At 62.7% G+C, this 24,506-nt stretch carries 21 protein-coding genes and 5 pseudogenes; 13 read left to right on the top strand and 13 right to left on the bottom strand.

What is annotated here, in order from left to right:
- Window positions 1-16 precede the first annotated feature (16 nt).
- The 3 genes and pseudogenes from METLW3_RS0107185 to METLW3_RS0107170 all read left to right on the top strand — a co-directional run bounded on the left by METLW3_RS0107185 (window position 17) and on the right by METLW3_RS0107170 (window position 4,688).
- Window positions 17-2,503, top strand: coding sequence for a TonB-dependent receptor (locus METLW3_RS0107185; protein WP_024879282.1), 2,487 nt, complete (start codon window positions 17-19; stop codon window positions 2,501-2,503).
- 227 nt (window positions 2,504-2,730) lie between these two features.
- A pseudogene (locus METLW3_RS0107175) lies at window positions 2,731-2,901 on the top strand (IS3 family transposase); the annotation flags it as partial.
- A 194-nt stretch (window positions 2,902-3,095) separates the two neighbouring features.
- Window positions 3,096-4,688: a porin gene (locus METLW3_RS0107170; protein ID WP_024879280.1), complete on the top strand. Its 1,593-nt coding sequence runs from the start codon at window positions 3,096-3,098 to the stop codon at window positions 4,686-4,688.
- Between the two features lie 97 nt (window positions 4,689-4,785).
- Here METLW3_RS0107170 and METLW3_RS0107165 read toward each other — a convergent pair whose 3' ends face one another.
- The 4 genes from METLW3_RS0107165 to METLW3_RS0107150 all read right to left on the bottom strand — a co-directional run bounded on the left by METLW3_RS0107165 (window position 4,786) and on the right by METLW3_RS0107150 (window position 7,435).
- Window positions 4,786-5,622 carry a TauD/TfdA family dioxygenase gene (locus METLW3_RS0107165; RefSeq protein ID WP_024879279.1) on the bottom strand — a complete coding sequence of 279 codons (837 nt, stop codon included), beginning with the start codon at window positions 5,620-5,622 and terminating at the stop codon, window positions 4,786-4,788.
- A 108-nt stretch (window positions 5,623-5,730) separates the two neighbouring features.
- Window positions 5,731-6,408 carry a DUF3313 domain-containing protein gene (locus tag METLW3_RS0107160; RefSeq protein ID WP_024879278.1) on the bottom strand — a complete coding sequence of 226 codons (678 nt, stop codon included), beginning with the start codon at window positions 6,406-6,408 and terminating at the stop codon, window positions 5,731-5,733.
- A complete protein-coding gene (locus METLW3_RS28740; RefSeq protein ID WP_024879277.1) occupies window positions 6,392-6,748 on the bottom strand; it encodes a hypothetical protein in 357 nt (118 codons plus the stop codon). The genes METLW3_RS0107160 and METLW3_RS28740 overlap by 17 nt, the downstream gene beginning before the upstream one ends.
- 24 nt (window positions 6,749-6,772) lie before the next feature.
- Window positions 6,773-7,435, bottom strand: a complete 663-nt coding sequence (locus tag METLW3_RS0107150; protein WP_024879276.1) for an outer membrane protein — start codon at window positions 7,433-7,435, stop codon at window positions 6,773-6,775.
- Window positions 7,436-7,607: 172 nt separating this feature from the next.
- On the opposite strand from METLW3_RS0107150, the gene METLW3_RS25290 reads away from it, so the two are divergent.
- The gene (locus tag METLW3_RS25290) at window positions 7,608-8,297 is read left to right on the top strand and encodes a TetR/AcrR family transcriptional regulator (protein ID WP_024879275.1); all 690 of its coding nucleotides are present in this window, start codon (window positions 7,608-7,610) and stop codon (window positions 8,295-8,297) included.
- 163 nt (window positions 8,298-8,460) lie between these two features.
- On the opposite strand, the gene kdpC is transcribed toward METLW3_RS25290, so the two are convergent.
- From kdpC to METLW3_RS27460, 6 genes and pseudogenes are all read right to left on the bottom strand, one after another.
- On the bottom strand, window positions 8,461-9,060 hold the full coding sequence (kdpC, locus tag METLW3_RS0107140) for a potassium-transporting ATPase subunit KdpC (RefSeq protein ID WP_024879274.1): 600 nt from the start codon (window positions 9,058-9,060) through the stop codon (window positions 8,461-8,463).
- 11 nt (window positions 9,061-9,071) lie between these two features.
- Window positions 9,072-11,189, bottom strand: coding sequence for a potassium-transporting ATPase subunit KdpB (kdpB, locus tag METLW3_RS0107135; RefSeq protein ID WP_024879273.1), 2,118 nt, complete (start codon window positions 11,187-11,189; stop codon window positions 9,072-9,074).
- Between the two features lie 17 nt (window positions 11,190-11,206).
- Window positions 11,207-12,916: a potassium-transporting ATPase subunit KdpA gene (kdpA, locus tag METLW3_RS0107130; RefSeq protein WP_024879272.1), complete on the bottom strand. Its 1,710-nt coding sequence runs from the start codon at window positions 12,914-12,916 to the stop codon at window positions 11,207-11,209.
- A 34-nt stretch (window positions 12,917-12,950) separates the two neighbouring features.
- Entirely contained in the window at window positions 12,951-13,040 is a 90-nt protein-coding gene (gene kdpF, locus METLW3_RS27465; protein ID WP_064031928.1) for a K(+)-transporting ATPase subunit F, read from the bottom strand.
- Window positions 13,041-13,587: 547 nt separating this feature from the next.
- Window positions 13,588-14,101, bottom strand: a pseudogene (locus METLW3_RS25285) (GNAT family N-acetyltransferase).
- A gap of 3 nt (window positions 14,102-14,104) precedes the next feature.
- A pseudogene (locus METLW3_RS27460) lies at window positions 14,105-14,406 on the bottom strand (DUF1778 domain-containing protein).
- 170 nt (window positions 14,407-14,576) lie between these two features.
- Here METLW3_RS27460 and METLW3_RS25280 point away from each other — a divergent pair.
- The 3 genes and pseudogenes from METLW3_RS25280 to METLW3_RS29050 form a co-directional block, all read left to right on the top strand.
- Window positions 14,577-14,844: pseudogene (locus METLW3_RS25280) on the top strand (ATP-binding protein); the annotation flags it as partial.
- Between the two features lie 224 nt (window positions 14,845-15,068).
- A complete protein-coding gene (locus tag METLW3_RS0107105) occupies window positions 15,069-15,476 on the top strand; it encodes a hypothetical protein (RefSeq protein WP_134188039.1) in 408 nt (135 codons plus the stop codon).
- An 88-nt stretch (window positions 15,477-15,564) separates the two neighbouring features.
- Window positions 15,565-16,140: a hypothetical protein gene (locus METLW3_RS29050; protein WP_245267241.1), complete on the top strand. Its 576-nt coding sequence runs from the start codon at window positions 15,565-15,567 to the stop codon at window positions 16,138-16,140.
- A 692-nt stretch (window positions 16,141-16,832) separates the two neighbouring features.
- On the opposite strand, the pseudogene METLW3_RS25275 reads toward METLW3_RS29050, so the two are convergent.
- Window positions 16,833-17,478 (bottom strand): annotated as a pseudogene (locus METLW3_RS25275) (response regulator transcription factor).
- A complete protein-coding gene (locus tag METLW3_RS27450; RefSeq protein ID WP_245267240.1) occupies window positions 17,478-17,750 on the bottom strand; it encodes a PepSY domain-containing protein in 273 nt (90 codons plus the stop codon). Before METLW3_RS27450 ends, METLW3_RS25275 begins: the two are co-directional and overlap by 1 nt.
- 384 nt (window positions 17,751-18,134) lie before the next feature.
- Here METLW3_RS27450 and METLW3_RS0107080 point away from each other — a divergent pair, with 384 nt between their 5' ends.
- The 4 genes from METLW3_RS0107080 (at window position 18,135) to METLW3_RS0107065 (ending at window position 21,127) form a co-directional block, all read left to right on the top strand.
- The gene (locus tag METLW3_RS0107080; protein WP_024879268.1) at window positions 18,135-18,719 is read left to right on the top strand and encodes a cytochrome b/b6 domain-containing protein; all 585 of its coding nucleotides are present in this window, start codon (window positions 18,135-18,137) and stop codon (window positions 18,717-18,719) included.
- A gap of 150 nt (window positions 18,720-18,869) precedes the next feature.
- Window positions 18,870-19,133, top strand: coding sequence for a hypothetical protein (locus METLW3_RS0107075; protein WP_024879267.1), 264 nt, complete (start codon window positions 18,870-18,872; stop codon window positions 19,131-19,133).
- Complete coding sequence (locus METLW3_RS0107070) at window positions 19,130-20,290, top strand: TolC family outer membrane protein (protein ID WP_024879266.1); 1,161 nt, start codon at window positions 19,130-19,132, stop codon at window positions 20,288-20,290. Before METLW3_RS0107075 ends, METLW3_RS0107070 begins: the two co-directional genes overlap by 4 nt.
- Window positions 20,291-20,431: 141 nt before the next feature.
- Window positions 20,432-21,127, top strand: coding sequence for a VIT1/CCC1 transporter family protein (locus tag METLW3_RS0107065; RefSeq protein ID WP_024879265.1), 696 nt, complete (start codon window positions 20,432-20,434; stop codon window positions 21,125-21,127).
- Between the two features lie 225 nt (window positions 21,128-21,352).
- Here the strand turns inward: METLW3_RS0107065 and METLW3_RS25270 are convergent, their stop codons facing one another.
- Window positions 21,353-21,994 carry an isoprenylcysteine carboxylmethyltransferase family protein gene (locus tag METLW3_RS25270; protein WP_024879264.1) on the bottom strand — a complete coding sequence of 214 codons (642 nt, stop codon included), beginning with the start codon at window positions 21,992-21,994 and terminating at the stop codon, window positions 21,353-21,355.
- Window positions 21,995-22,447: 453 nt separating this feature from the next.
- On the opposite strand from METLW3_RS25270, the gene METLW3_RS0107050 reads away from it, so the two are divergent.
- A complete protein-coding gene (locus METLW3_RS0107050) occupies window positions 22,448-22,684 on the top strand; it encodes a hypothetical protein (RefSeq protein ID WP_024879262.1) in 237 nt (78 codons plus the stop codon).
- Between the two features lie 175 nt (window positions 22,685-22,859).
- On the top strand, window positions 22,860-24,500 hold the full coding sequence (locus tag METLW3_RS0107045; protein ID WP_024879261.1) for an NRAMP family divalent metal transporter: 1,641 nt from the start codon (window positions 22,860-22,862) through the stop codon (window positions 24,498-24,500).
- Window positions 24,501-24,506: the final 6 nt, after the last annotated feature.

Raw genomic sequence — 24,506 nt, 5'->3', positions numbered from 1 at the left:
AAACAAGGACGCGCGTATGAGTTCGACAGTCGCGGCGGCGGCGCTCGGCGCACTCACGATCGGGACGGGCCAGCCAGCGCCCGCGCGGGCGGCGATTCCTCCGGATTTGCCGATCTATATCTCGCGCGACTACAGCATTTCGCCGGGGTCCCTCGGCTCCGCGCTCAACAGCTTCGCCGACAAGAGCGGGCTCCACATTCTCTATGACGCACATGTCACGCGCCGCATGTCGTCGCCGGGACTTCGAGGCTCTTTTTCCGTCAAGGACGGGCTGGATCGCTTGCTCGAGGGCACCCGCCTCTCCTATCGCTTCTCCGACGATGGCGAGAGCGTGTCGATCCTGCTGGCGCAGGCGGACAATGGCGTGCGCAACGACGCTGGGGCGGAACAGCTGCCGCCGATCGACGTCGGCGCCGAAGGCAAGGACAAGCCCGGCGCGCGCGAGGCGGGAGGCGCGCCGCAGGGGCCGGGCGACCGATTCACGGGCTATAGAGCGGACACGGCGACCTCTGCGCTGAAGATGGATGCGCCGATCTTCAAGACGCCTGTCTCGGTGCAGGTCGTGACCCGCCAGACGATGGACGATCAGCAGGCGATCAGATTGATCGATACGGTGCTGACGAATTCGAGCGGCGTGCGGCCCAACCCGAGCTATGTCGAACAGTATAAGGTTCGCGGATTCACGACCTACCCCTATCGCAACGGATTGCAGCAATATTCGCAATACTTCCTCGACACCGCCAATGTGCAATCCATCGAGGTGCTGAAAGGCCCGGCCGCGATATTGTACGGCCGTGTCGAGCCCGGCGGCATCATCGACATAGTGACGAAACGTCCGCTCGAGACGCCCTATTATTCTGTCCAGGAACAGATCGGCTCCTACGGCCTCACGCGAACGAACATCGATGCGACAGGGCCGGCGACATCCGACAAATCCGTGCTCTATCGCGTCAATGCGGCCTATCTTCACGAAGATTCGTTCCGCGATTTCGTCAGCGATCGAAATGTCTTCGTCGCTCCGACCGTCTCGTGGCGCCCGACCGATCAATTCAAGATCAACATCGACTTCGAATATCTGCACAGAACCGCAGTCGATGATTTCGCTCTTTTTCCGGCAGTCGGCGGAACGCTGGCGCAGATTCCGCTGACGCGATATCTGCAACAGCCGGGGATACTCCAGAGCACGCCCGATCGCTTCGAGCGAAAGATGATCGCCTATGATTGGGAGTATCGCTTCGACTCCGATTGGAGCATCGCCAACCGACTGGCGTACACGAATTCGAACGCCAGAATCATGGACACCTATTCGACATCGTTCAACGCCGCGACCGGAAATTTGACCACAGCGCTCTACACCTCGCCGGGGTTCAATCAACAGATGCTGACGACGAACGTCGACATAAAGGGGAATGTCTCGACCGGACCGCTGCGGCATTCGTTGCTATTCGGCTATGATCACTTCAGTTATACATGGCCTATGGTGAATGTGTTCAACTCGAACACGCAAACGATAAATATATATAATCCGATCTATGTCGCGCTGCAAAATCCCTTCGCTTACGGGCCGTCCTGGGTTTTCCAGAGACAGAAATGGGACGGCGTCTATGGGCGGGACATGATTTCGGCCTTCGACGACCGCGTGCATCTGCTTCTCGGCGGACGGTTCGACTGGTCGCGCACGGGCTCGAGCACGAAATATGCGACCCCCGACATCGCCCGAGCCAGCTTCGCGGACCGCTACGACCATGGCTTCAGCCCGCGTATCGGCTTGAGCGTCCAGCCCCTGCCCTGGTTGAGCCTCTATGGCAATTTCACCCGATCGCTCGGGGCGAACAATGGTCAAACGGGCGTCGGGCAAGTTCTCCCGCCTCAGAAGGGCGAGCAGTTCGAAGGCGGCGTGAAGGTCGAGTTGCTCGACAAGCGCATCTCCGCCACCGCCGCCTATTTCGACATCGTCAAAACCAATATTCCGCAGCCAGACCCGGCCAACTCGAACAATTCGCTGTTGATCGGCAAGGTGCGCAGCCGCGGCGTCGAATTCGACGTCATGGGGCGCGTGGACGACAATTGGAGCGTTCTCGCCAATTACACGCATGACGACGTTCGCATCATGCAGGGCGTCCTCAACCCGAACTATCTGACCGCGATCGCCACGCAGCAATCCATCAAAGGCAATGCGCTACCTGGGAATCCGCGCAATTACGGCAATCTATGGGTGAAATACGACGCCGACGGACCATTGAGAGGTTTGAGCGTCGCCGGCGGCGTGACCGGCGTCGCCGACCAATTCGGCGACAATGCGAACTCCTACACGCTACCGACATACTTTCTGCTGAACGGGATGATTTCCTACCAATTCGCATATGAAGGCTACACATTCACTGCGCAGCTGAACGCCCGGAATCTAACCGACACGCGATATTTCATCTCGGCCGCCAACAGGACCACTGTCATGATCGGACAACCACAGAGCTTCATCGGGTCGCTGCGCGTGGAGTTCTGAGCCGTCCAAGCCGCACGGCTCCAGCGGGGCGCCGCGCCGCTCGATCACGGCCTCGCGACGCCACGGCTCGGACTACCGAGCGACCGATTTATTCGACGCCCGCGACGCCTTCGGTCTCATGCGCCAGATCGAAGTCGCCGCCGGCGCCGATCCGGCGATCTTCGCCGCGTCGGCGCGCATATATCCGCCTCGCCCCCTTCATGGCGCCGGGAAGGAATGCTCATACCCTCTGGCTGTCCGATTTCACCTATGTCTCGACTTGGCGAGACTTCGTCTATGTGGCTTTCGTGATCGCCGCCCTCGCCCGGCGGATTGTCGGCCGGCGCGCCTCGCGCACGGCGCATGCGGCCTTCATGCTCGACGCGCTCGAGCAGGCGCAGCATGATCGTCGGCCTCTCCCATCGTCGCCATCCTCGACCGCCAAAGCGTGAAGAGCGCTGCATCCCCTCCTTCTGCCGACTGACGCAAGGCCTGCTCCAGCGAGTCGTGATTAACGAGCTGTTCGGGCTGCTGGAGGGAAATGCGCATGTTCGTCAAAGGCGGGAGTCGTGCAGATCGAAAGGGCGTCGCAGCTGCAACGCTCATAGCCGCGTTGGGCGCCCCCGTCTCGAGTCTCGCCGATACGGCCCGTGAGATCAAAGCTTTGAAAGCGGAGCTGAAACGCCTAGAGACCAAGCTCGACGCCCAGTCCCGAGCAAATCGGACGGCGACGGAGCGCCGAGATCCGACGGCGTCCGCTCCGGCCGCGGCAGTCCCGCCACCCGTCTTCGTCAGCTTCAAGAACGGCCTCTATGTCGAGAGCGAGGACAAGAGCTTCGATTTCAAGGTCGGCGGACGCATCCATACGGACGGCGGCTTCGCCAGCTCGGCGGACACGATAAGGCGCAGCAATGTCGGCTTCCGCCGCGCCGAGCTCGAAGTGACCGGACGCGCCTATGGCAATTGGATCTATCGTTTCCAATATGATTTCGCCACCGCCGCCGGAGGCGTCGCCGGCATTCGCGACGCCTATCTCGCCTATCGCGCCAAATTCCTGCCCGAGTGGATCAGCGCCCAGCCGGTTTCCATCCAGATCGGCAATTTCCACGAGCCTTTCGGCCGGGAAACGCTCGATTCCGACAAGCACATCACCTTCCTCGAACGCAGCCTGACGGCCAATCTCGGTCCCGCTCGCCACATTGGCGCAGCCGTCGGCGTCGGCGATGCGAGCTGGGCGCTCAAGGGCGGCATTTTCTCCACAAGCCCGCAGGACACGGCGAGCGCCCCGCCCACCGGAAACGCGCAATATTGGGACGCTTCCGCGCGCGCCGTCTATGCGCCCATTCACGAGGAGGATGCGCTGCTCCATTTCGGCGGATCCTTCGTCTATCATCGCCCCAATGGGACGACCGCGGCCACCGACGCCACCAATCTGACGCCCGGCGCCTCCGGCTTCGAGCGCGAGCTCACCGGAATTCTCGGCGCGGGCGGGGCGACGGTCCGAGTGCCCGCGGCGCAGGATCTCTCCTGCGCGGCCTCGGCGGCGACGCTCAATGTCGCGACGACCGGCGCCGGCCAGCTGGTCGCGCCTTTCGTGCAGCGGCCAAGCTGCCTGAAATATTCCTACAATTACGGCTTCGAAGCCGCCGCCGCCTATGGTCCCGTGTCTGTCGAGGCGGAATATGTCGGCGCTCAATATCAGCGCGACGCCACGCTCGCCTTCCTCTACGCCAATGGCGGCGGCGCGCAGCTGCATTACAGCGCCTATCATGTCGCTGCATCTTTGTTCCTCACCGGGGAATCGCGCGCCGCCTCCTATGAGGGCTATGACAAAAATTGGAGCACGCCCGGCACTTTCGCCGATGTGAAGATCAAGGACCCTCTGAACAAAGGCGGCTATGGCGCCGTCGAGGTCGCCGCGCGCTATGAGGGGATCAATCTGAACAATGGCGGGCTCGTCCCGGCGAGCTTCGTCTATCTGGCGACAGCCGCGGGTTCCGCTGCGCAAAAAGCCGTCGCCAATACGGCGACGCTCGGCGGCCGGCAGGAGAATCTCACCGTGGCTCTGAACTGGTACCCGGTGCGCGGCGTGCGCCTACAGGCGAATTGGACGCGCGCAATGACGCTGATCGCACCCGCCGATCGCGCATTTCTCAACGGCGATCATCCGAGCCTGTTCCTAGCGCGGGCGCAAGTTTTTTGGTGAAGCAGAGCGCAGCTTCGGGTCGATAAGAACTCGCTTCCAATGAAGGAATGAGCCTAACGAACGGCCCGATCGCCGCTCGCCAGAGTCGGCCTTGTCGTCAGGCCAGAGGCTCCTCGCCGGCGATGGTCGTGCGCGTCATCAGCCGACCGCTCTCAGCGTCATAGGGCGTGACGCGATGCATGGTTCCGGCATTGTCCCAGATGAGAAGATCGCCGACGCTCCATTCGTGCCGATAGACGAATCTCGGCGATATCGCCCATTGTGTGAGCTCGGCGAGAAGCGCGCCGCCTACATCCGGCGCCAGGCCTTCGATATGCGACGCCGTGCATCCGAGCACGAGCGACTTGCGTCCTGATTTATGCGTCCACACCAGCGGATGCGTCTTCGGCTCGTGACTTCGCCATCGGCGCAGCTCGTCATCCGTGGGCGTTTGGTTCACGAGACACTGGGCCGCTTCGACGCTATGGACGACACGAAGCCCTAATATCGAGGTTTTGACCGAGACCGGCAGCTCGTCCCAGGCGGCATAGCAATTGCTGAATTCGGTCTGACCGCCGACGGATGACAAACGCTTCGCATTCAATATCGCCGCACGCGCCGGAACGTCGTCGCTCGCGCCGTCGAAATGCCAAAAGAACGAACCTTTCAAATATTCGGCCGCGAATGCGTCGACCTTCTTATCGAGTGTGATCGGCAGAAGCCCGTCGCCGCGCAGGAGAACGATCTCGCCGAGCGTGCGGGAGAGAGCGAGCTGCTGCGCGTCATCGAGGTGAAGTCGCGGAAACACGATCACGCCGCGTCGTTCCAGAATGTCGCGGATCTCCGCCGCATATTCGCCGCGCGTCAGCGCCGCGACATCCATCTCGATCGAAGAGCCTATGCGCGGCGTCAGATCGAGAATATCGAAGCCGCGTCGAATGGTGATCGCATCCATGCTCGTCTCCTCATGCGCATGTGTCGAAAGCCCCCGCCCGTGACATCGAAAGAAAAATCGCGCTGCGCGCCGACGACGAACTGCGCGCCGATCGACATTGGCGCGGAGTCACGATTTCGCCGCCCGCGACAGCTGCTCCCGAAGATCTTCCGCGCCCTTCTCTATCCCCGTCCGCGCCGCCGATAGCGCGCCGACGCTCGCCGGAATATTCAGCGGGCTGGGATATTGCTTGGCGACGAAAGCCGTGAGCAATCGATTGTCGGAGGCATCGCGTATCTCTACCGCATAGAACACCGAGCCGGTCAGCAGCCCTTCGCCGCCACGCACGGTCTGCACGCCATTGTAGAGACCGCCCGCGAGATCGAAGCGCGAGATCGTGCTGAGCACGGGCGTGCTCGTGACGGCGCTGGTCAATGTCAATTTCAGCCGCAGCGTATTCGCGCCCGGCCGGTCCGCTATGGTGAAGCGGCTCCTCAGCTTCTCGGCGAACTCGCTCTGCATATGCTCGGCGAGCGACGCCTTGTCGGCTTCCGCCATATCGCCGAACTGATGATCGGAGCCGCGATAGATCGCGACGGGATCGATGACGAGCCTGTTATAGGCGCGCCAATCGGTCGTAGCCGCATAGCGAAACGGAATGCGCTTGGCGTCGTCCTGCCGATTGGGCTGCAAATGCGCCGAGGATGGAAGCCCGGAATAGGCGATGGGATCCACGCTCGAGCAAGCGCTCGTTCCGAGGCAGAGCAGCGCGACTGTCGGTCGCAGCATTTTATCCAGTGCCGCCATACAATAATACTCCTTTGCGTCCAACGCCGCTCGATTGCGTCGCCGCGTGATCGTTCGGGCTCGAATTTCGAGGCTCGCGGGAACGCGCCGGAGTCGACGTCTTCGGCCGCGCCGAGGCGCTTTCCGACTTCGACCCGTCCGGCGTGGCGGCGGCGAACGAGAAGCTGCGGCCGCCGAGCCGTCCGCGATAGGGCGCGCGATCATCTCCGCGTATCAGATCGAAGCTCACGATCGTGTTCGGCACGGCGACAGCGAGCACAACCTCATCGCGGGCGAGGATGTCGACCTCGAGCGCTTCGTCGGGCCGATCGGAATCGAGAAGAAGGATGCGTCGCGTCACGAGCTCGTCCCCGCCTGCATGTCGTCACGGCTGCGAGAACAAATCGAAGTGATAGTTCACGCCGACGCGAATGGTGTGGAATCGTGCGTGACGATCGGCGACATCCTTCCGCAGATCCCGGTAGAGATCCGTGTAGAGATATTCGAGCTTCGCAGACCATTTCCGCGCGAAAGCCCATTCCACGCCGCCGCCCGCCGTCCAGCCGATGCGCAGCTTGCCGTCACCGGCGATCTTCGGCTCGCCGAAGGCCATGCCGCCCGTGCCGTAGATCAGCAAGCGCGGCTCCGTGAGCGCGAAGCCGACGCGGCCGCGCGCCGTTCCGAACCACGGCAGCGTCGCATCCCGATGATAGGGGCTGTCGTCTCGCGCCTTCAGGCTCGACGCCTGAAAGTCGTTCTCGGCGCCGATGACGAAGCGAGGCGACAGCTGATAATTGAAGCCGAGCTGGCCGCCGCCGACGACGCCGCTCGGCGATTTGTCGGCATAGGCGCCGGCGCCGACTCCCTCGCCGACCGCGCCGCCGGCGTTGAGGCCGCCGTAGAGGCCCGTCCAGGTGAAGGCGGGCGGCGGCGCCTCGAACGCAAAAGACGGCTTCATATAAGGAAGATCGGCCGCCGGCGCGGCGCCTGCGCTCGCGGCCAGGACGAAAAGCGCCCGCGTCAAAGCTGTCGAATATTTCACGATCATGTTTCCGATCCCCTGCGCTCCGACTCCCTCCGAGCAGCCGAGGAAGAAAATACGCGAGACCGGCAGAATGTCAACGCTGTTGACACAACAATGTTGACACTCGCGCCTTCCAGCCCCATTTGACCATCGTCAGAAGACGAATAATCTGCGCGGAAACGGGAGGCGGATCGATATGGCGACGCTGGCTGAGCTTCAGGAAAAGCGCGGCGGAGAGATCACACGGCGGCGCATACTCGAGGCGGCGCGCGCGCGTTTCTCGATAGCCTCCTACGAGGATGTGAAGCTCCGTGAAATCGCCGCCGAGGTCGGAGTGGATGTCGCGCTGGTCCACCGCGCCTTCGGCTCGAAGGAGCAGCTCTTCTCGGCCGTCCTCTCGACCTCCAAGGAGGCCGAGTCGCAATCGACGCTCGACGCCGGCCGCCTCAGCGAGGATTTCACGGACGGGTTTTTCAGCGCGAGCCAGAACGAAACGCTTCAGATCGTCGTGCGCTCGCTGACCAATCCACAAGCGCGGGAGGTATTGCGCGCCCGCAGCTTGACCGAGTTCATCGGCCCGGTCGCCGCCGCTCTCGAGGGAGCATCGACGATCGAGCGCGCAACCTTGTTCAACGCCTGCCTCGTCGGAATGGCGATCTTTCGCGAAGTCTTGGGAGCGCAAGCGCTGCAGGACGCCAATAGCGCCAAGACGCGGCCCTTGATCGCACGGGTTCTCGCGGCCTGCCTCGCCGACGAGCCGAGCGCCGCGCCGGAGCCGAAAAAGGAGGGTCCAGCGAAAGCTCCTCGCCGAACGGCGCCGAAAAAGGCGCCGGTGGCGAAGACGCCGTCTAAAAAGCGCGTTCCGACGAAGTCTCGCAGACGCTGAGGCCGGCGCGCTATCGGCCGCTCACGTCTGTGCGCTCGCGACTTTCCGCCGTCGCATGATGAACCGCCGACTTTGACGAAGCCAATGCGAAAAATGCGCGAGGCGCGACGAGCCGCCGCGCCTCGGATAGACGGGAACCCGACGACCGAGGTCGCCGACGCCGTCAATGCAACTCGTCCAAGGCCAGATTGAGCTCCAGCACATTGACGCGCGGTTCGCCGATAAAGCCGGCGGCGCGCTGCTCGATCCGACTTTCGACCAAGGCGCGCACGCGGCTCTCGGGCAGCTTGCGCGCCGCGGCGACTGCGGCCGCCTGCGCCAGCGCATATTGCGGCGAGATGTGCGGATCGAGACCGGAGGCCGATGTCGTCACCGCATCCGCCGCGACCACATCGATGCGCCCGGCGGCGAACTCCGCCTCGATCGCCGCGTTCACGCGTTCTACGAGCTTTTGCGAGGTCGGGCCGAGATTGGAGCCGCCGGAATTCGCCGCATTGTAAGGCGCGTCGATCGTCTTGCTCGCGTCATTCGGATCTGGCGCGCTCGTCGCCGAAGGACGGCCGTGGAAGTAATTATCGGCGACGAATCTTTGACCGATCAGACGCGAGCCGACGATGACGCCCTTGCGCTCGATGAGGCTGCCATTGGCCGCGTCGTGGAAAGCGAGCTGCGCGATTCCGGTGATCGCCAGAGGATAGGCGAGGCCGGTCAGAAGGGTGAAGAGAACGATCATCACGATCGCAGGACGAATTTGGGTGAGCATGAGAAGCTCCTTCACGCGAGATGCAGGATCGACACGATCATGTCGATCAGCTTGATGCCGACGAAGGGAATAATGACGCCGCCGAGACCGTAGATCAGCAGATTCCGCCGCAACAAGGCGGCGGCGCCGATCGGCCGATAGGCGACGCCTTTCAGCGCCAGCGGTATCAGCGCGATGATGATCAGCGCATTGAAGATCACCGCGGAGAGGATCGCCGATTGCGGCGAGACGAGCTTCATCACATTGAGCGCGCCGAGCTCTGGATAGGTCACGACGAACAGCGCTGGGATGATGGCGAAATATTTGGCGACGTCATTGGCGATGGAGAAGGTCGTCAGCGAGCCGCGCGTCATCAGCAGCTGCTTGCCGATGGCGACGATCTCGATAAGCTTGGTCGGATCGCTGTCGAGATCGACCATATTGCCAGCCTCGCGCGCCGCTTGCGTGCCGGTCTGCATGGCGACGCCGACATCGGCCTGCGCGAGCGCCGGCGCGTCATTGGTGCCGTCGCCGCACATTGCGATGAGGCGGCCGCCCTGCTGCTCCTTGCGAATATAGGTCAGCTTGTCCTCTGGCGTCGCCTGCGCGATGAAATCATCGACGCCCGCTTCCGAGGCGATGGCCGCCGCCGTGACCGGATTATCGCCCGTCACCATCACCGTCTTTATCCCCATGGCGCGCAGCTCGGCGAAGCGCGCCTTTATGTCTGGCTTGATGATGTCCTTCAGATGCACGACTCCGAGCAAGCGTCCGTTCTCGCTGACGGCGAGCGGCGTGCCGCCGGCGCGCGAGATGCGCTCCACCGCGCGCGTGAAATCCTCCGGCGCGCGTATTGGCGAGACGGCGGCGCGCTGGAGAATTTCGGCGATCGCGCCGCTCGCCCCTGCGCCGCCGATATCGGCACGGTCCACGATCGATTGGGTCTGCGCGAGAATTGCGTCGACGGCGCCCTTGCGCAGCGAGCGGCCCGGCAGATCGAGACCAGAGATCCGGGAATGCGCCGAGAAAGGAACGACGCGCGCATCGGCGCCGGGAGCGGGAGCGGCGAGGCCATAGCGGCTCTTGACGAGCGCGACGATGGAGCGTCCCTCCGGCGTCTCATCGGCGAGGGAGGCGAGCAGCACGGCCTCCGCGAGCTCATGCTCGCCGACGCCGCCGACAGGAATGAGCTCATCCGCCATGCGATTGCCGAATGTGATCGTGCCTGTCTTGTCGAGCAGCAGCGTGTCCACGTCGCCCGCCGCCTCCACCGCGCGACCGGACGTCGCGATGACATTGAAGCGGATGAGGCGATCCATGCCGGCGATGCCGATCGCCGACAAGAGGCCGCCGATCGTCGTCGGTATGAGGCAGACGAGCAGAGCGATGAGCACGGTGAGCGACAGCACGGTTCCCGAATAATTGGCGAGCGGCCACAGCGTCGTGCAGACGATCAGGAAGATGATCGTCAGGCCCGACAGCAGGATCGACAGCGCGAGCTCGTTCGGCGTCTTCTGCCGTTCGGCGCCTTCGACGAGCGCGATCATGCGATCGATGAAGGTCGAGCCGGGCGCTGCGGTGATCTTCACCCGCACCCAATCGGACAACACAGTGGTGCCGCCGGTGACGGCGGAACGATCGCCGCCCGCCTCGCGAATGACCGGCGCCGACTCGCCGGTGATCGCCGACTCGTTGACGGAAGCGACGCCCTCGACGACCTCGCCGTCGCCGGGGATGAGGTCTCCGGCTTCGACGAGCACGACGTCGCCGAGCTTCAGCTCCAGCGCCGAGACGATGTCGTAGTCGCGCGATCCGCCTTTGGTTCGCTTGGCTTTCGTGTCCGTGCGCGTGCGTCGCAACGCATCGGCCTGCGCCTTGCCGCGGCCTTCCGCCACGGCCTCCGCGAAATTGGCGAAGAGGACTGTGAACCACAGCCAGGCGGCGATCTGGCCGGAGAAGAGCGCGCTTCCGTCATTCGCGATTAGATCGCGAATGAACAAGAGGGTGACGACGGCCGAAACCGCCTCGGTGACGAAGATCACCGGATTGCGCGCCAGCCGGCGCGGATCGAGCTTGATGAGAGCGTCGATCGCCGCGCGGCCGATGATGGCCCGATCGAGCAGGCCAGGAGCAGCGACTTTGGACGACATTTGCGTTGATCTCCGGATCAGAAGGTCTTGCCGGCGGCGAGCAGCAGATGCTCGACGACGGGACCGAGCGCGAGCGCCGGGAAATATTGCAGCAGATAGAGCACGACGATGACGCCGAGCAGCAGGCCGATGAACAACGGCCCATGCGTCGGGAATGTGCCGCGCGACGCCGGCGCCTTTTTCTTCGCGGCGAAGGAGCCGGCCATCGCCAGCACGGGAATGACATAGGCGAAACGTCCGAGCGTCATCGCGATGCCGAGCGCCGTGTTGTACCAAGGCGTGTTGCCGGAAAGGCCCGCGAAGGCCGAGCCGTTATTGTCGGTCGTCGAGGCGAAGGCGTAGACGATCTCCGACAGGCCGTGCGGGCCGGCGTTGTTCAAGCTCGCGAGCGCGCCCGGCAGCAGCGCGGAAGCCGCGGAGAATCCGAGCACGCAGAGCGGATAGATCAGCACGGCGAGCATGGCGAGCTTCATCTCGCGCGCCTCGATCTTCTTGCCGAGATATTCCGGCGTGCGGCCGACCATGAGGCCGGCGACGAAGACCGCGACGACCGCGAGCACGAGGAAGCCATAGAGGCCGGCGCCGACGCCGCCCGGCGCGATCGAGCCCATCAGCATGTTGAACAAGGGCACGAGGCCGCCGATCGGCATGAAGGAGTCATGCATCGAATTGACAGCGCCGGTGCTGGTGCCTGTCGTCGCTGCGGCGAAGAGCGCGCTGGTGGCGACGCCGAAGCGCACCTCCTTGCCTTCCATATTGCCGGGCGAAGGATCGACGCCGATCGACGTCAGCAGCGGATTGCCGGCGGCCTCCGCCCAATAGGCGATGAGCACGCCGCAGACGAGCACGATGAGCATAGCGATGGCGATCGCGCGGCCTTGCCGAAAATCCAGCACGGCGCGGCCGAAGGCGAAGGCGAGCGCGAAGGGAATGACGAGCAGCGCCCATATTTCGAGGAGATTGGAAATCGCGTTCGGGCTTTCGAATGGATGCGCCGAATTGGCGTTGAAGAAGCCGCCGCCATTGGTGCCGAGCTCCTTGATCGCTTCCTGGCTCGCGACCGGGCCGATCGAGATCACCTGCTTGGCGCCCTCGAGCGTCGTCGCTTCAACCGAGCCTGAAAGCGTCTGCGGAACGCCGAGCGCGACCAGCGCGAGCGCGACGACGATCGACAGCGGCAGCAGCACATAGAGCGTCCCGCGGGTCAGATCGACCCAGAAATTGCCGACCGTCGGCGATTCCGCGCGCGCGAAGCCGCGCACCAGCGCGAAGGCCATTGCGAGGCCAGTCGCAGCGGAGAGGAAGTTATGAACGGTGAGCCCGAGCATCTGCACGAGATGGCTCATCGTCGTCTCACCAGAGTAGTTCTGCCAATTGGTGTTGGTGATGAAGCTGATCGAGGTGTTGAAGGCGAGATCGGCCGGGACAGGGTCGAAGCCCTGCGGATCGAGCGGCAACACATTCTGCAGGCGCTGCAACGCATAGAGCGATGCGAAGCCGACGACGCTGAAGGCGAGCATGGCGCTCGTATAGACGAGCCAGCTCTGCTCACGCGCCGGATCGACGCCGGAAAGCTTGTAGAAGACACGCTCCACGGGCAGCAGAACGGGCGTCAGAACATTGCGCTCGCCAGCGAGCACGCGAGCGATGAAGGCGCTGAGCGGCACGGCGGCGAAGACGACGGTTGCCAGCACGACGGCGATTTGCGCCAAGCCAATGGCGTTCATGATCGTTTCCTTTGCGGAGCCCGAGACGCTCGGCTCAGAACTTCTCGGGATGAAGGAGCGTGTAGAGGAGATAGGCGCCGAGCAGCACGGCGACGCCCAGGCCGATGATCGGTTCGAACATCATTCGCTCCCGTTTCAGAGCCGCCCGCAGGCGCGCGCATAAAGGCCCATCAGCGCGAAGAGAAAGGCGCCGAGGCCGAGATAGACGAGGTCGAGCATGGTCAGTCTCCCTTTCGACAATGCTCGGGATATGCCTGCAGAGCGCGTAAGGAGGCTATTCGGATTTGCCCCGTCGGGCGTAAGGGCCGCATAAGGATCAGCTCGCGCGGCGCGCAGCGCCAATGAGACGACGCTGTCGAAAAAGGACGAAAATGTCGTATCGAGGCGTCGCAGAATGCGCGCACAGCCGCCACGGCCTAGAGACCAGGATGATATCGCCTATAAATCAAGATATTAGATTCTCCGTAGCGCCTATGCTGGACTGGACTAATATATCCGTATTTTCAAATAGGTAATATGCGCCGCATGCACACCGTGTGCAGGGATTGTTCTCTTTTTCTTCCTGCTCGCCAGGCCGCACTGGAACACGCCGCTCCTCTCCTTGGCGCGAATTTCGGGCGCCCATCGGCATGCGATTTCGTCCGCCGACTGCCGTTCACTCCCGTCGCCGCTCATGCGAAAAGCCGCTTTACGTCCGCCATCGCCCGAAACAGCTTCATGGGCTGTTCGGGGAACGGCAGAAAGCTCTCTCGTTCGTAGAAGCGGCGGGCGCTATCGTCCTTCGCATCCACGATCAGCGCGAACGAGGCGATCTCGCTCCGGGCAGATCGGTAGAGAGCGTCGGCGAGTAGAAACCGGCCCGTATCCCTTCCCTTGTAGCCGCCGATCGACCGCGAGCCGGCCCATGAGCGTCGCCGGCACGCGCGGATATTTCGGCAGCTTCCGCAGGGGCTGCTCCGGCAACTCGGCGAGTTGCACGGAGGTCGACGAAAGCGTGTAGTAGCCCGCGATCGTCCCGTCGGGCAGCGCCAGAACGAAGGGCGCGGCCATGTTCTTTCGCGCGTCCTGACCGGACTGTGTCCGAAAATATCGGTCGAGCACCTCCACGGCGCTCTCGAATCCCGATCTGTCATGGCCAGAAGCCAGCGGCTCCACGTAGAGCTTCTCGTCTTTTCCGGCAGGCACGCGTCAAAAGCCGGTTCGCTCGCGATAGCGGCGTACCGTATCGCGAAGACGATCATTGACCGGCTTCGGGTTGAGCAGCGCATCGACGAATGCTTCGCTGTCACGAACCGAGAGCGACAGCTGATCATGTGCTCGATAGCTCTCCGGGCGGCGTCCTGGACGCTGGTCAGCACGAAATCGGTGACGCACCGTCCTTGCAGGGCCGCCGCTCGCTCGATCAGGTTCTTTTGCTCGGCGGTGACACGGGCCTCCAATCGCTCTGCTCGGGTGCGTCTCCCACCAAGTCTGGATGCGGCGTCCGTCATGACCTTTTTCTCCTCGCCACAATGTACGGCCAATACAAGATCGGCGACATTGGATTGTTCCGCTGGCTACGCCAAACGCGGCACGCAACCTGGTCAAGATTGGGGTCGAGGGGTCAAATCCTTCGCCCGCTCAAAAAATCATCGTGTCAGATTGCGGCGGCGGCTTCGCGCTCGGCTACCTGCCGTTCAGCGGCTCCAGGGGGGCGCTGCTGTTCCATCTGCTGAGCAAGCTCTACGAGCGGACCAGCGTCATCATCACGACGAATCTGAGCTTCGGCGAATGGGCCGCCGTCTCCGGCGACGCCAAGGTGACGCGACGCCAAGGTGACGACGACTCTGCTCGATCGCCTCACTCACCGCTGCCACATCCTCGAAACCGGGAACGACAGCTTCCGGTTTAAGAACAGCTCGGCGAAGGCGGACAAGCCAGCAAAGTAGAAGACCAAAACATGACGACCGACTGACCCGCAAGCCATCTTCAACCCGGGTCACTTCTCAATGGAAATCCTGGGTCAAATCTCGACGGAAATCGACAGCAATTGTAATGATAGACGTAAAAAGCCCGACGATGAGATCGTTAATAACTCGTCAATTGGACACCATCTATATGGTTTCAAAGGAGGGTCGCGTGGTCCCTTCAGTACGGTGGAAAAGGCCGATCCATGAAATGGACACAAGCGATTGTCGTCGGGTTGATCGTAACGATGGCCCCTACTCTGGCACGCGCCCAAGAGGAAGAGGAGGACCGCCGAAGAGACTATATGCATCGCCTTCACGAGGATTGCGAGCATGGCGACGAAGAAGCTTGCGCCCGCCTCGACGAGATGCGCGAGGAATGGCGCGAGCGACACCGCCGGCGCGAGTATGAAGAATGGCGCCGAAGCCAAGAAGGGCCGCGTGATTACGATGAAGACCAAAACAGGCGCCGCTTCGTTCCGCAGGCCGATCCCAAAGTCGCATTGTGTCTGGCGATCGAAACGAATTACAATAATTGCATGAGGCAGCACGGCGGGCGCCAGAACGAGTGCGCCGCCTGGGTCTACGAGCTGAAGGCGAACAAATGCTTCTGAGCGCCATCATGCCGGCAGTGTGATGATCGCCTGAAACCCATGAGGGCTGCGCGTCCCAAAGCGAATTTGTCCGCCATAGGCGTCGACGATGTCCGACGAGATCGAGAGCCCGAGCCCGGCGCCCTCGGTCTTTTGGTCGAGTCGAACGCCACGTTGTCCGAGCTCGACGAGCTTTTCGGGGGGAATTCCTAGGCCGTCGTCCCTCGACGAGGATCGACAACACGCGTTCGCGTTCCGCCGATACGTGGACTTCCGTGGCCGCCCATTTGACCGCATTTTCCAGGAGCGCGCCAAACAGCTCCGTGGCTTCTTCGACGCCCATGCCGATCGTCACATCCGCAGGAATGTCCAATCGCCAGGACAGAGCGCCGCCACGCGGCGTTCGCATGAACGCTCTCGTCAAGCTTTCCACCACGTTTCGAAGAGGCGTCGATTGGACAGGCGACCCAGCGAGCGACTGCAACCGCGCCCGCGACAGCTCTCGATTTATGTGACGCCGCATGCCGAACGCAAGCTCATGGAGCTCGTCGGCGATCTCATCTCGACCATCCTTCCGGAGCCGTTCCGCATCCGTCGCGAGAATGGCGAGAGGCGTCTTCAAGGCGTGCGCCAGATTGGCGGCGCGCGCCTTGGCGCTTTCGACCGCTTTCGCTTTCGCTTCTAGCAGGGAGTTCACTTCGGCCACCAGAGGCATGATCTCTTCGGGGCCATCGACTGTAATCGATTTCTTCTCTCCTGCTCGAACCGCGTTGACGTTCCGCCGGAGCGCCTCTAACGGCCTCAGGCCAACCGCGATCTGTCCCCATGACGACGCCAACAGAATGAGCGCCAGCACCGCGAGCGAAACAGCGACATCGCCAGCAAACTCCGTTCTCGCCTCGAGGATTTCATTCCGGTCGACGGCGGCGGTGATCCGCAAGCGCCGACTGCCTCCCTCCGTCGCGTAATTCACGCGGCGTTCCCCGAGAAATAGAGTCTCGCCATTCGGCCTGGGGAGGTCGTGATGGTGGGCGATTCCAGATTCGATCTCGTCATTCGGCAGATCGATGACGTGGTCCCATAGGGACCGCGACCGCAGTTTGACGCCGGCCCCATCCTCGACGATTTGCCAATAGAGACCACTGAGCGGCTGGTCGAAGCGTGGATCCGCGAGCGGTCTGCCGAGTTGCAGAGCTCCATCGGGACCCAATGACACATTCGCCGCCAATTGCCGAATGTAAGTGTCGAGCTCGACGCCGACGCGACGTATCACATATCGTTCGAACAATGCCACCAGCGCGACGCCCGCCAGAACCAGAGCAACGCAAAGAGAGAGGGATGCGGTGATCGACAACCTCAGCCGAAGCGATTTCGCCCTCATTTGCCGCCGCCGACAATGTAGCCGAATCCACGCCGCGTCTCGATGCGCTCCGAACCGACTTTTTTGTGCACGCGTCCGACCAAGACCTCGACCGCGTTCTCGGTCTTGTCGCTGTCATGGGAAAAAAGCTGATCCAACAACTCCGCATTCGGCACCACTCGGCCGGAGTGATGCATCAAATAGCTGAGCAGCCTGTATTCCTGCGGCGTGAGAGATACCAGCTTCCCGTTCAGGCTGACCCGCATCTGACGCGTGTCTAGATTCAGATCTCCTACTGTGACGATGGGCGCAAACAAGCCGGTGGATCGACGCACGATGGCTCGCAGTCGCGCCAGCAATTCTTCCATTCGGAAAGGCTTCGGCAAATAATCGTCGGCTCCCGAATTGATCCCGTCCACGCGCTCGAGCCAGCTGTCTCGAGACGTGAGTATGAGAATCGGCATGGAGCGTCCACCGCCTCGCCATTTCTTGAGAATCGAGAGGCCGTCCATGCTCGGTAGGCCCAGATCGAGGATGACCGCGGCGTTTGAACCAGGCTTCTTGGCCATCGGCTTCCCAATCGACCACATATCCCGCTTCGTTCAGCGATGCGCTCACGTTTCGCGCGATGCGCTCGTCGTCCTCCGCGAGCAGGACGCGCATCAGTCGCCTCTCCTGACGATTTTACCCGTTTGAGCATCGACGCGCGCTTCGATCATAGCGCTGCCGGGGCCGATGATTTTGATTTCGTATATCCAGGCGCCGCGGTCTCGCTCCAGCTCGACTCCGACGACGTCACCGCGAACGCTCTCCCGCACCCTGGCGAGTATCTTCTCGAGCGGCAGAATTTCGCCCCTTTCGAGCGCTGCTCGAGCCACGTCGTGATCTTCGCGCCGAAGGCGCTCCTCCACAGCGAAGGCGTCGCCAGCGCCCATGGCGACGGCCGTTCCCAGGAGCAGCGCGGCCGCACAGCTATGTCCGATTCCTCGTCCCATGAACCCTGTATCGCGCGAGATAGCTGACAAATCCCTGACAGGTCTCGACAGCGGATCGACAGGTCTCGTCCTGTAAGAACACGCCCCGTCGACGCAGATCTGCCCCTCCTCGACCCCGTGAGAAAATACGACAATGCGTCACACCTTCACAGCGCCAAGTCGAGACCGCGTAACGCACTCTGCGCCGACGGTGGAATTCCTCCCAGCGCCGCCACGGCTTTTGGGCGTCGGACCCGAAGGTCGACGCGAGACGCGAACACGGCAGCCCAAGAGCTGTTGAAACTGGCTTTGGCCTGCGATTGGCGTCCTCGAACGGAGTCCGAAATGACCCTTCCCGAAAAAATCCGTCTTTATCATGCCGCCCTGGCAGGGCTAGCGCTATCGGCTTATGTCAGCGGGGAACTCGGCCCCATTCACGAATGGCTCGGCTATGGCGTGACGTTCATCCTGATCGTCCGCATTATCTGGGGCGTCGTCGAGGCTCGCCAGCTCGGAATCTCTCGGTTTTTTCCGGGGTTCACGGAACTCGGCCACGTCCGCTGGTTCGATCACCCCGCGGTGAGCAAGCTTCTCCTCTCGGGAGTGGCTCTTGCGCTGGTCTCGACAGTCGTGACCGGAGTGTTGGCGGATCGCCCGCCTTCGTCTCCCCCCTCTCGCCGAGCAGAAACCACTTTTTCCTCAGCTTCGGAACGGCGCACGTCAAGCAATCACGACGTCGGGCCGTCGTCGATCGCGAACCGTGACCGCCGTGAAAGCAACAAAAACGAATCCTGGATCACCGAGGTCCACGAAGCGTCGGCGAAATTCCTGCTCGGCTTCGTCATCGCACACGCGAGCTACATGCTGTTGTTCAAACGTCGCCTCGCTGCGTTCATGCTGTTCTGCGCGGGTCGGCGGGCCAGAGCATGAACATCCCGCATCCACGGGCGACGACGCGCCGAGCCCCACGCCCCAGGCAAGATCGCCCTCGTTTCTGTCGGTGTCGCGAGCGCATTCGTCGGCTCTCACTTTCCGCAGATCTCGGAACCTCTCCGTTACCTTCTTGCGCCGAAATCGCCCGTGATCGACGCCCAAAAGGCGTCGGACCCGGTCGACGGACTCATCAAATTGACGGAGGAGCAGTTCGCGGCGGCGGAATTCGCCATTCAACCAGTGCACGGCGGCGTCCTGACGAGACGCATCAACGTCCCTGCGCTTGCTTCGGCTGACACCGACCGAGTCGGGCATATCGCCGCTAAGGTGGTCGGCACGGTCGCCGAATTGCGCAAGAACATCGGAGACTGGGTGGAAAGCGGGGATCCGTTTCGAGTGCGATCGACGTGAACAACGGCAATGTCTGGGATCCGAGTTACGTCCAGAGCATTCAGGCCGGGCGTTCTTTACCCCGTTCTGCGACGCTGAGCGTCGAGCAGCTGCTTTTCGACGGGTTCAGGGCGACCAATGCGACCCACGCCGCGGAAGCAGGCGTGTTCGCCGCTCGCCAGCGTCTGCGGTTCACGGAGCAACGCGTTCTGCTCGACTGCGTCATCGCCTATACGAATGTGTTGCGAGATACCGCTGTTCTCGGTCTCCATCGGAACAATGTGGCGGTGCTCGACGAGCAATTGCGCCAAACGAAGGAGCGCGCGGCCGCCGGCCAAGTCACTGTGACCGATATCGCACAAGCCGAGGCGCGGTTGGCCGCTGGTCGCTCACAGGCGGCGATCTCTCGCACAACGCTCGACACCAGTATCGCGACCTATAGGCAAGTGATCGGGAGTGAGCCGAAAGAGCTCGCCCCAGCGAGATCCGCCGATCGCTTGTTGCCGAAGTCGCTCGCGGAGGCGGAGCGTGCGGCGCAGAGCGAGCATCCGCTCGTTCTCGCTGCCGCGTATGATACGGATGTGGCCGCTCTCGCTATCAGGATCGCTGAAGCGGAATTCTTGCCGAGCATCTCGATGGTCGCGAATGTCTTCACGCAGTCCGATGTCGATGGGCGGAGCAACCAAGCCGTCGGCGCGCAAGTGCTCGGTCGGCTGTCGGTTCCAATTTACGCAGGCGGTGCGACCTCCGCTCGGGTCCGTCAAGCGAAGGAGAGCGCCGGGCAGAAACGGTTCGACGTGGATGTGGCGCGCGCGGAGCTGACGGCGTCCATGCGTTCGAATTGGGGCGCTCTACAATCTGCATTAGCTCAGATCGTCGCGGCTCGCGCACAGATCGCAGCCGCGGAACGCGCTCTATTCGGCGTCCGGGAGGAGGCGAAGGCGGGCATGCGAGCCACGCTCGATATTCGCAACGCCCAGCGGGAATTGCTGAGCGCACGTATCGGACTCATTGTCGCCCAGAGGGATCGCGTTGTCGCTGCATATGCGGTTCTCGCGGCCGCGGGTCGACTGTCTGCGGGCTCCCTCGCTTTGAACGTCGAAGAACACGACCCCGGAACCCATTTCGGAGAAGTCAGCGACAAGTGGTCCGATCGCTTCCTACTCAATGGTCGGTAAATGCAATTCGGCGGACTGACAAGAGTCCGCGGCTCTAGATCGCGCCCTCGTCTCTCGACGAGGCATCCTATGCGATCGCCGTTGATCTGCTATCATAATCGCCCCTTACTCGAAGCTGGCGCTGTCTCGGGAACTCGATCGATGCCTATAACGCCCCATGTTGAAAAGCACTTCACCGCCACGGAAATGGTCCGCGATGTCGTGATCGGCATGTCGGACGGCTTGACCGTGCCCTTCGCTCTTGCCGCGGGCCTGTCGGCCGCGGTCGCAAACACCGACGTGATCGTGACAGCCGGTCTTGCCGAAATTGCCGCGGGCGCCATCGCAATGGGTCTCGGAGGCTTTCTGGCCGCACGGACCGACGCACAACACTATCTCTCGGAGGCGGCGCGGGAAGGTCGAGAGATCGACCTCATGCGCGACCATGAAATTCACGAGATCGAGCAGCTTCTCCAAGGATACGGCCTGACCGGCGATCCGCTGAAATCGCTTGTCGCCGCCATATCAGCCGACAAGGAACGGTGGATCGATTTCATGATGCGCTTCGAGGTCGGGCTGGAGAAGCCTGATCCGCGACGAGCGCTGGCGAGCGCGCTGACCATTGGACTCGCCTATGTTGTTGGCGGGCTCACGCCACTCATTCCCTACATGACGACAGACAGCGTCGAAACCGCGCTTCTAAGGTCCGTTCTCGCCACAGGTGTGGCGTTGCTGGCGTTCGGCGCGGCGAAAGGGCATTTCACCGGCGTCGATCGAGTGCGCGCTGCAATTCAGACACTGGCCGTGGGGGGACTTGCCGCCTCGGCGGCCTTCGGTCTGGCTCGCGCATTCGGGTAACGAGAGCCGGCGCTCTTGGTTCGGCCGCCAGCATCGTCCCATACAATGTCGCATTGGGCCTGCTATTGCGGCAAGGCTCGAGAAGGAAAGGCGCGTTGGAAACCGGACGGTCCGGCGCGGGCGTCTTTGATCGCAGCTCCGAAAAGCGGGGCGGGTGACGCGACGGTCGGAACCACCCGCATGGCGGCAGCGATTGTTTCCCACGTCGTAATCGTGAGCGAAGGGTCAGTAAACGCCGGGGATCAGCCTCGCGGTGCGGCCCGCATATTCCTTGTATGATGGGAATGCTTCTGCCAGCACGCGCTCCTCGAAATTCATGCGCGGAAATTGAATAGCGATCGAAAGCAGCGTCAAACACAGCGCCCACGGCTGCTGATATCGAAACATGATGCCGATCAGAGCCAATAATTCTCCAGCATAGAGCGGATGACGCACGAGCCTATACGGTCCTTCTGTCACCAGAGCGCGAGCTTGCGGAAGAATGCTGAAACTGCGGCCGAGCCAAATTGTAGCCGCGATGGAGACGAGCGTTCCGAGGAGGACCAGGCCGACGGAAACCGCCTTCGTCGAAGGCGACAAATCGACTGCCGGAACAGCGACGATAAAGCTCGGCAAGAGAAAGCCGGCGGCTCCAGCCAATTTCGGCAGAACGCCTTTCGCGGTCCGCAGAGACGGAGGCCGCAGCAAAATCGCGAGCATTATGAGACAGAGAAGCACGATATTGGCCGCGAGAGAGACATTCACGAGAAGTCCTTCGGACGAGCCCATCATCTGAGACGAGCCATAAACTCCGAGGGAGAACCATGCGACCACGGGGCTCGCAAAAATGAGATCGAGCAACTTCGCTTTCAGGTATGATCGCCTCATTCGACCTTCCGTCATCGGTTCGAAACATGTCGCGGTCCGGCGAACGCCCCGCTGTCTCGGCTTAGCCGATCGATCCGCGCTTGTCGACGCGACCGGACGCGAGCCTCGAACATCCTCCGAGCGCGCTCCTTCGGCTACTCGCTTCACCGATTGGTAATGGCGGTCGCGCTATCCTGCGATTTGTGCTTGACAACCACAGTTTCGGGAACGATATCGCCGTCGGATGGCTGGGCTTCGCCCCCGCCGTCGACTCCGACAACCCAAGAAAGAAACATGGGCAGTAGCCGCTTCGGCGCCGCGCCCGCAGCCTCGTCTGCGCTCGCGACGCCACTCGACATCGAAACCATCCGCGGTCTCGGGGACCGCGTGAGAGGCGTCGCGAGGGCCTAGAGGCTCCTGCCTGCCGCTCATGCTCCGGGCCGTGGATCACAACGGCCAAGAAGGAGATGAGCGATGAACAAGCTCACCGCAATCGCATTCGCGCGCCCGTTCGCTCGGAGCGCGCCTTCGTTCCGCGCCGAGGCGCAGATCGTCGCGTTTCGCCGTCGCGCGCGGCGGGCGCCGCTTTGCGTCTGGACGCTCGACGCCGCCTCGGGACGTCTTCTGTGCGTGTGGACCGACGAGGCGGAGGCCGACGCTCGCCTCACGCAGGACAATGGCGAGCCGCCCCCTTCGCGCCTCGCCGGCTGATCGGAGAGATCGAATGAACCCCGGCCCAACCAGGCCCGCCGGCGAGCGCGAGCTCCGTCCGGCGGGCGCGTCGAAATCCATCCCGATCCGAATTTGCCCGGGCGCGAGAGCGCGGGCGCTCCAGAGGGCGTGAGCTCTCGCGAGGGCTCGCCTGCCGCCGGAGAAGAGGCGAGCCATGACGCTGCATTTCAATCCGACTGAAACCACCGAAAGCGCCGTTCTCGACGAGGCCCATATCGGCCATATTCGTGGCGCGCTGGGCACGATCCATCATGCCGATCACGGTCCGCGCATCGGCTTCAAGCGCCGCCTCCAGACGCTTCTCGCGATTGTCGGTCCTGGTCTCATCGTCATGGTGGGCGACAATGACGCGGGCGCCTTCGGGACCTACACTCAGGCGGGCCAGAACTACGGCACGAGCCTGCTGTGGACGCTGCTGCTGCTCGTTCCCGTGCTCTACGTCAATCAGGAGATGGTGTTGCGGCTCGGCGCCGTCACCGGCGTCGGACACGCCCGGCTCATCGTTGAGCGTTTCGGCAAATTCTGGGGCGCCTTCAGCGTCATCGATCTGTTTCTGCTCAACGCGCTGACCATCGTCACCGAATTCATCGGAATATCTCTCGCGCTCTCCTATCTCGGCGTCTCGCGGGAGCTCGGCGTGGCGCTGTCGGCCGTCGTCATCATGGCGGCTGTCGGCACGGGCGACTTCCGTCGCTTCGAGCGCTTCGCTCTGGCGCTCTGCGCAGGCAGTCTCGTTCTCATTCCGATCTTCGTGATGATTCATCCGCCGATAGCGGAGGTCGCACGCGATATGTTCCTCGTGCAGCTGCCCAAGGATGGCAAACTCAGCGATGTCATGCTGCTCATCATAGCGATCGTCGGCACGACCATCGCGCCCTGGCAGCTCTTCTTCCAGCAGAGCTATGTGATCGACAAGCGCATCACGCCGCGTTTCATTCGCTATGAGCGCATCGACCTCTGGCTCGGCATAGCGCTCGTCGTCATCGGCGCGGCGGCGATGATGGCCTTCACGGCGGCGGCCTTCGCCGGACGCCCGGAAGCTGGAAACTTCACCGACGCCGGCGCCGTGGCGGAGGGCCTAGGCCGATACGCCGGCCGCCTGCCGGGCATATTATTCGCTCTTGCGCTGATCGATGCGAGCGTCATCGGCGCGGCGGCGGTGTCGCTGTCCACGGCCTATGCGCTCGGCGACGTGCTGTCGCTGAAGCATTCGCTGCATCGCAAGCCGTCCGACGCCAAGGGCTTCTACGGCGTTTATTTCGCGCTCATCGTCGTTTCGGCGGGGCTCGTGCTGACGCCGGGCGCGCCGCTCGGCCTGCTGACCAACGCCGTGCAGACGCTCGCGGGCGTCCTGCTGCCGAGCGCGACCGTGTTTCTGCTGCTTCTCTGCAATGACGAGGCGGTTCTCGGCCCCTGGGTCAATGGCTGGGGCATGAATCTATTCACAGGCGTGATCGTCGCGGTCCTAGTGATGTTATCGATCATTTTGACCGCTTCCGTCTTGTTTCCGGAGCAGACGAACGAGACGGTCATTCTGTCGATCCTCGGCGGCGGCGCGATTGCAACTGCGGCCATCGCCGTCGCGACGGGCGCTCTCCGCACGAGGCGGCGCACGGCGGGGGGCCCGATCGGCCGTCACGCTCGCGACAGCTGGCGCATGCCACCGCTACACGCGCTGCCGCCGGCGAAGCTCTCGATGTCGAGTCGCATATGGATGAGCGTGCTACGCTGCTATCTACTGCTCGCGGGAGGCCTCGTTCTCGCGCGGATCGTCGCGCTCGCGGTAACTCACTGAACGCAT

It is taken from the genome of Methylosinus sp. LW3 (genome assembly GCF_000527115.1).
Lineage (GTDB): Bacteria > Pseudomonadota > Alphaproteobacteria > Rhizobiales > Beijerinckiaceae > Methylosinus.
Note: the sequence above shows the minus strand (reverse complement) of the source record. Positions and strands in the feature narration are given on the sequence as shown.

What these genes read in the sequence shown, in the direction of transcription:
- METLW3_RS0107185 (WP_024879282.1), top strand. Translation starts at nt 17, where the DNA reads ATGAGTTCGACAGTCGCGGCGGCGGCGCTCGGCGCACTCACGATCGGG.
- METLW3_RS0107165 (WP_024879279.1), bottom strand. Translation starts at nt 5,622, where the DNA reads ATGGATGCGATCACCATTCGACGCGGCTTCGATATTCTCGATCTGACG.
- METLW3_RS0107160 (WP_024879278.1), bottom strand. Translation starts at nt 6,408, where the DNA reads ATGGCGGCACTGGATAAAATGCTGCGACCGACAGTCGCGCTGCTCTGC.
- METLW3_RS0107150 (WP_024879276.1), bottom strand. Translation starts at nt 7,435, where the DNA reads ATGATCGTGAAATATTCGACAGCTTTGACGCGGGCGCTTTTCGTCCTG.
- METLW3_RS25290 (WP_024879275.1), top strand. Translation starts at nt 7,608, where the DNA reads ATGGCGACGCTGGCTGAGCTTCAGGAAAAGCGCGGCGGAGAGATCACA.
- kdpC (WP_024879274.1), bottom strand. Translation starts at nt 9,060, where the DNA reads ATGCTCACCCAAATTCGTCCTGCGATCGTGATGATCGTTCTCTTCACC.
- kdpB (WP_024879273.1), bottom strand. Translation starts at nt 11,189, where the DNA reads ATGTCGTCCAAAGTCGCTGCTCCTGGCCTGCTCGATCGGGCCATCATC.
- kdpA (WP_024879272.1), bottom strand. Translation starts at nt 12,916, where the DNA reads ATGAACGCCATTGGCTTGGCGCAAATCGCCGTCGTGCTGGCAACCGTC.
- kdpF (WP_064031928.1), bottom strand. Translation starts at nt 13,040, where the DNA reads ATGATGTTCGAACCGATCATCGGCCTGGGCGTCGCCGTGCTGCTCGGC.
- METLW3_RS0107105 (WP_134188039.1), top strand. Translation starts at nt 15,069, where the DNA reads ATGAAATGGACACAAGCGATTGTCGTCGGGTTGATCGTAACGATGGCC.
- METLW3_RS29050 (WP_245267241.1), top strand. Translation starts at nt 15,565, where the DNA reads ATGTCCGACGAGATCGAGAGCCCGAGCCCGGCGCCCTCGGTCTTTTGG.
- METLW3_RS27450 (WP_245267240.1), bottom strand. Translation starts at nt 17,750, where the DNA reads ATGGGCGCTGGCGACGCCTTCGCTGTGGAGGAGCGCCTTCGGCGCGAA.
- METLW3_RS0107080 (WP_024879268.1), top strand. Translation starts at nt 18,135, where the DNA reads ATGACCCTTCCCGAAAAAATCCGTCTTTATCATGCCGCCCTGGCAGGG.
- METLW3_RS0107065 (WP_024879265.1), top strand. Translation starts at nt 20,432, where the DNA reads ATGCCTATAACGCCCCATGTTGAAAAGCACTTCACCGCCACGGAAATG.
- METLW3_RS25270 (WP_024879264.1), bottom strand. Translation starts at nt 21,994, where the DNA reads ATGAGGCGATCATACCTGAAAGCGAAGTTGCTCGATCTCATTTTTGCG.
- METLW3_RS0107050 (WP_024879262.1), top strand. Translation starts at nt 22,448, where the DNA reads ATGAACAAGCTCACCGCAATCGCATTCGCGCGCCCGTTCGCTCGGAGC.
- METLW3_RS0107045 (WP_024879261.1), top strand. Translation starts at nt 22,860, where the DNA reads ATGACGCTGCATTTCAATCCGACTGAAACCACCGAAAGCGCCGTTCTC.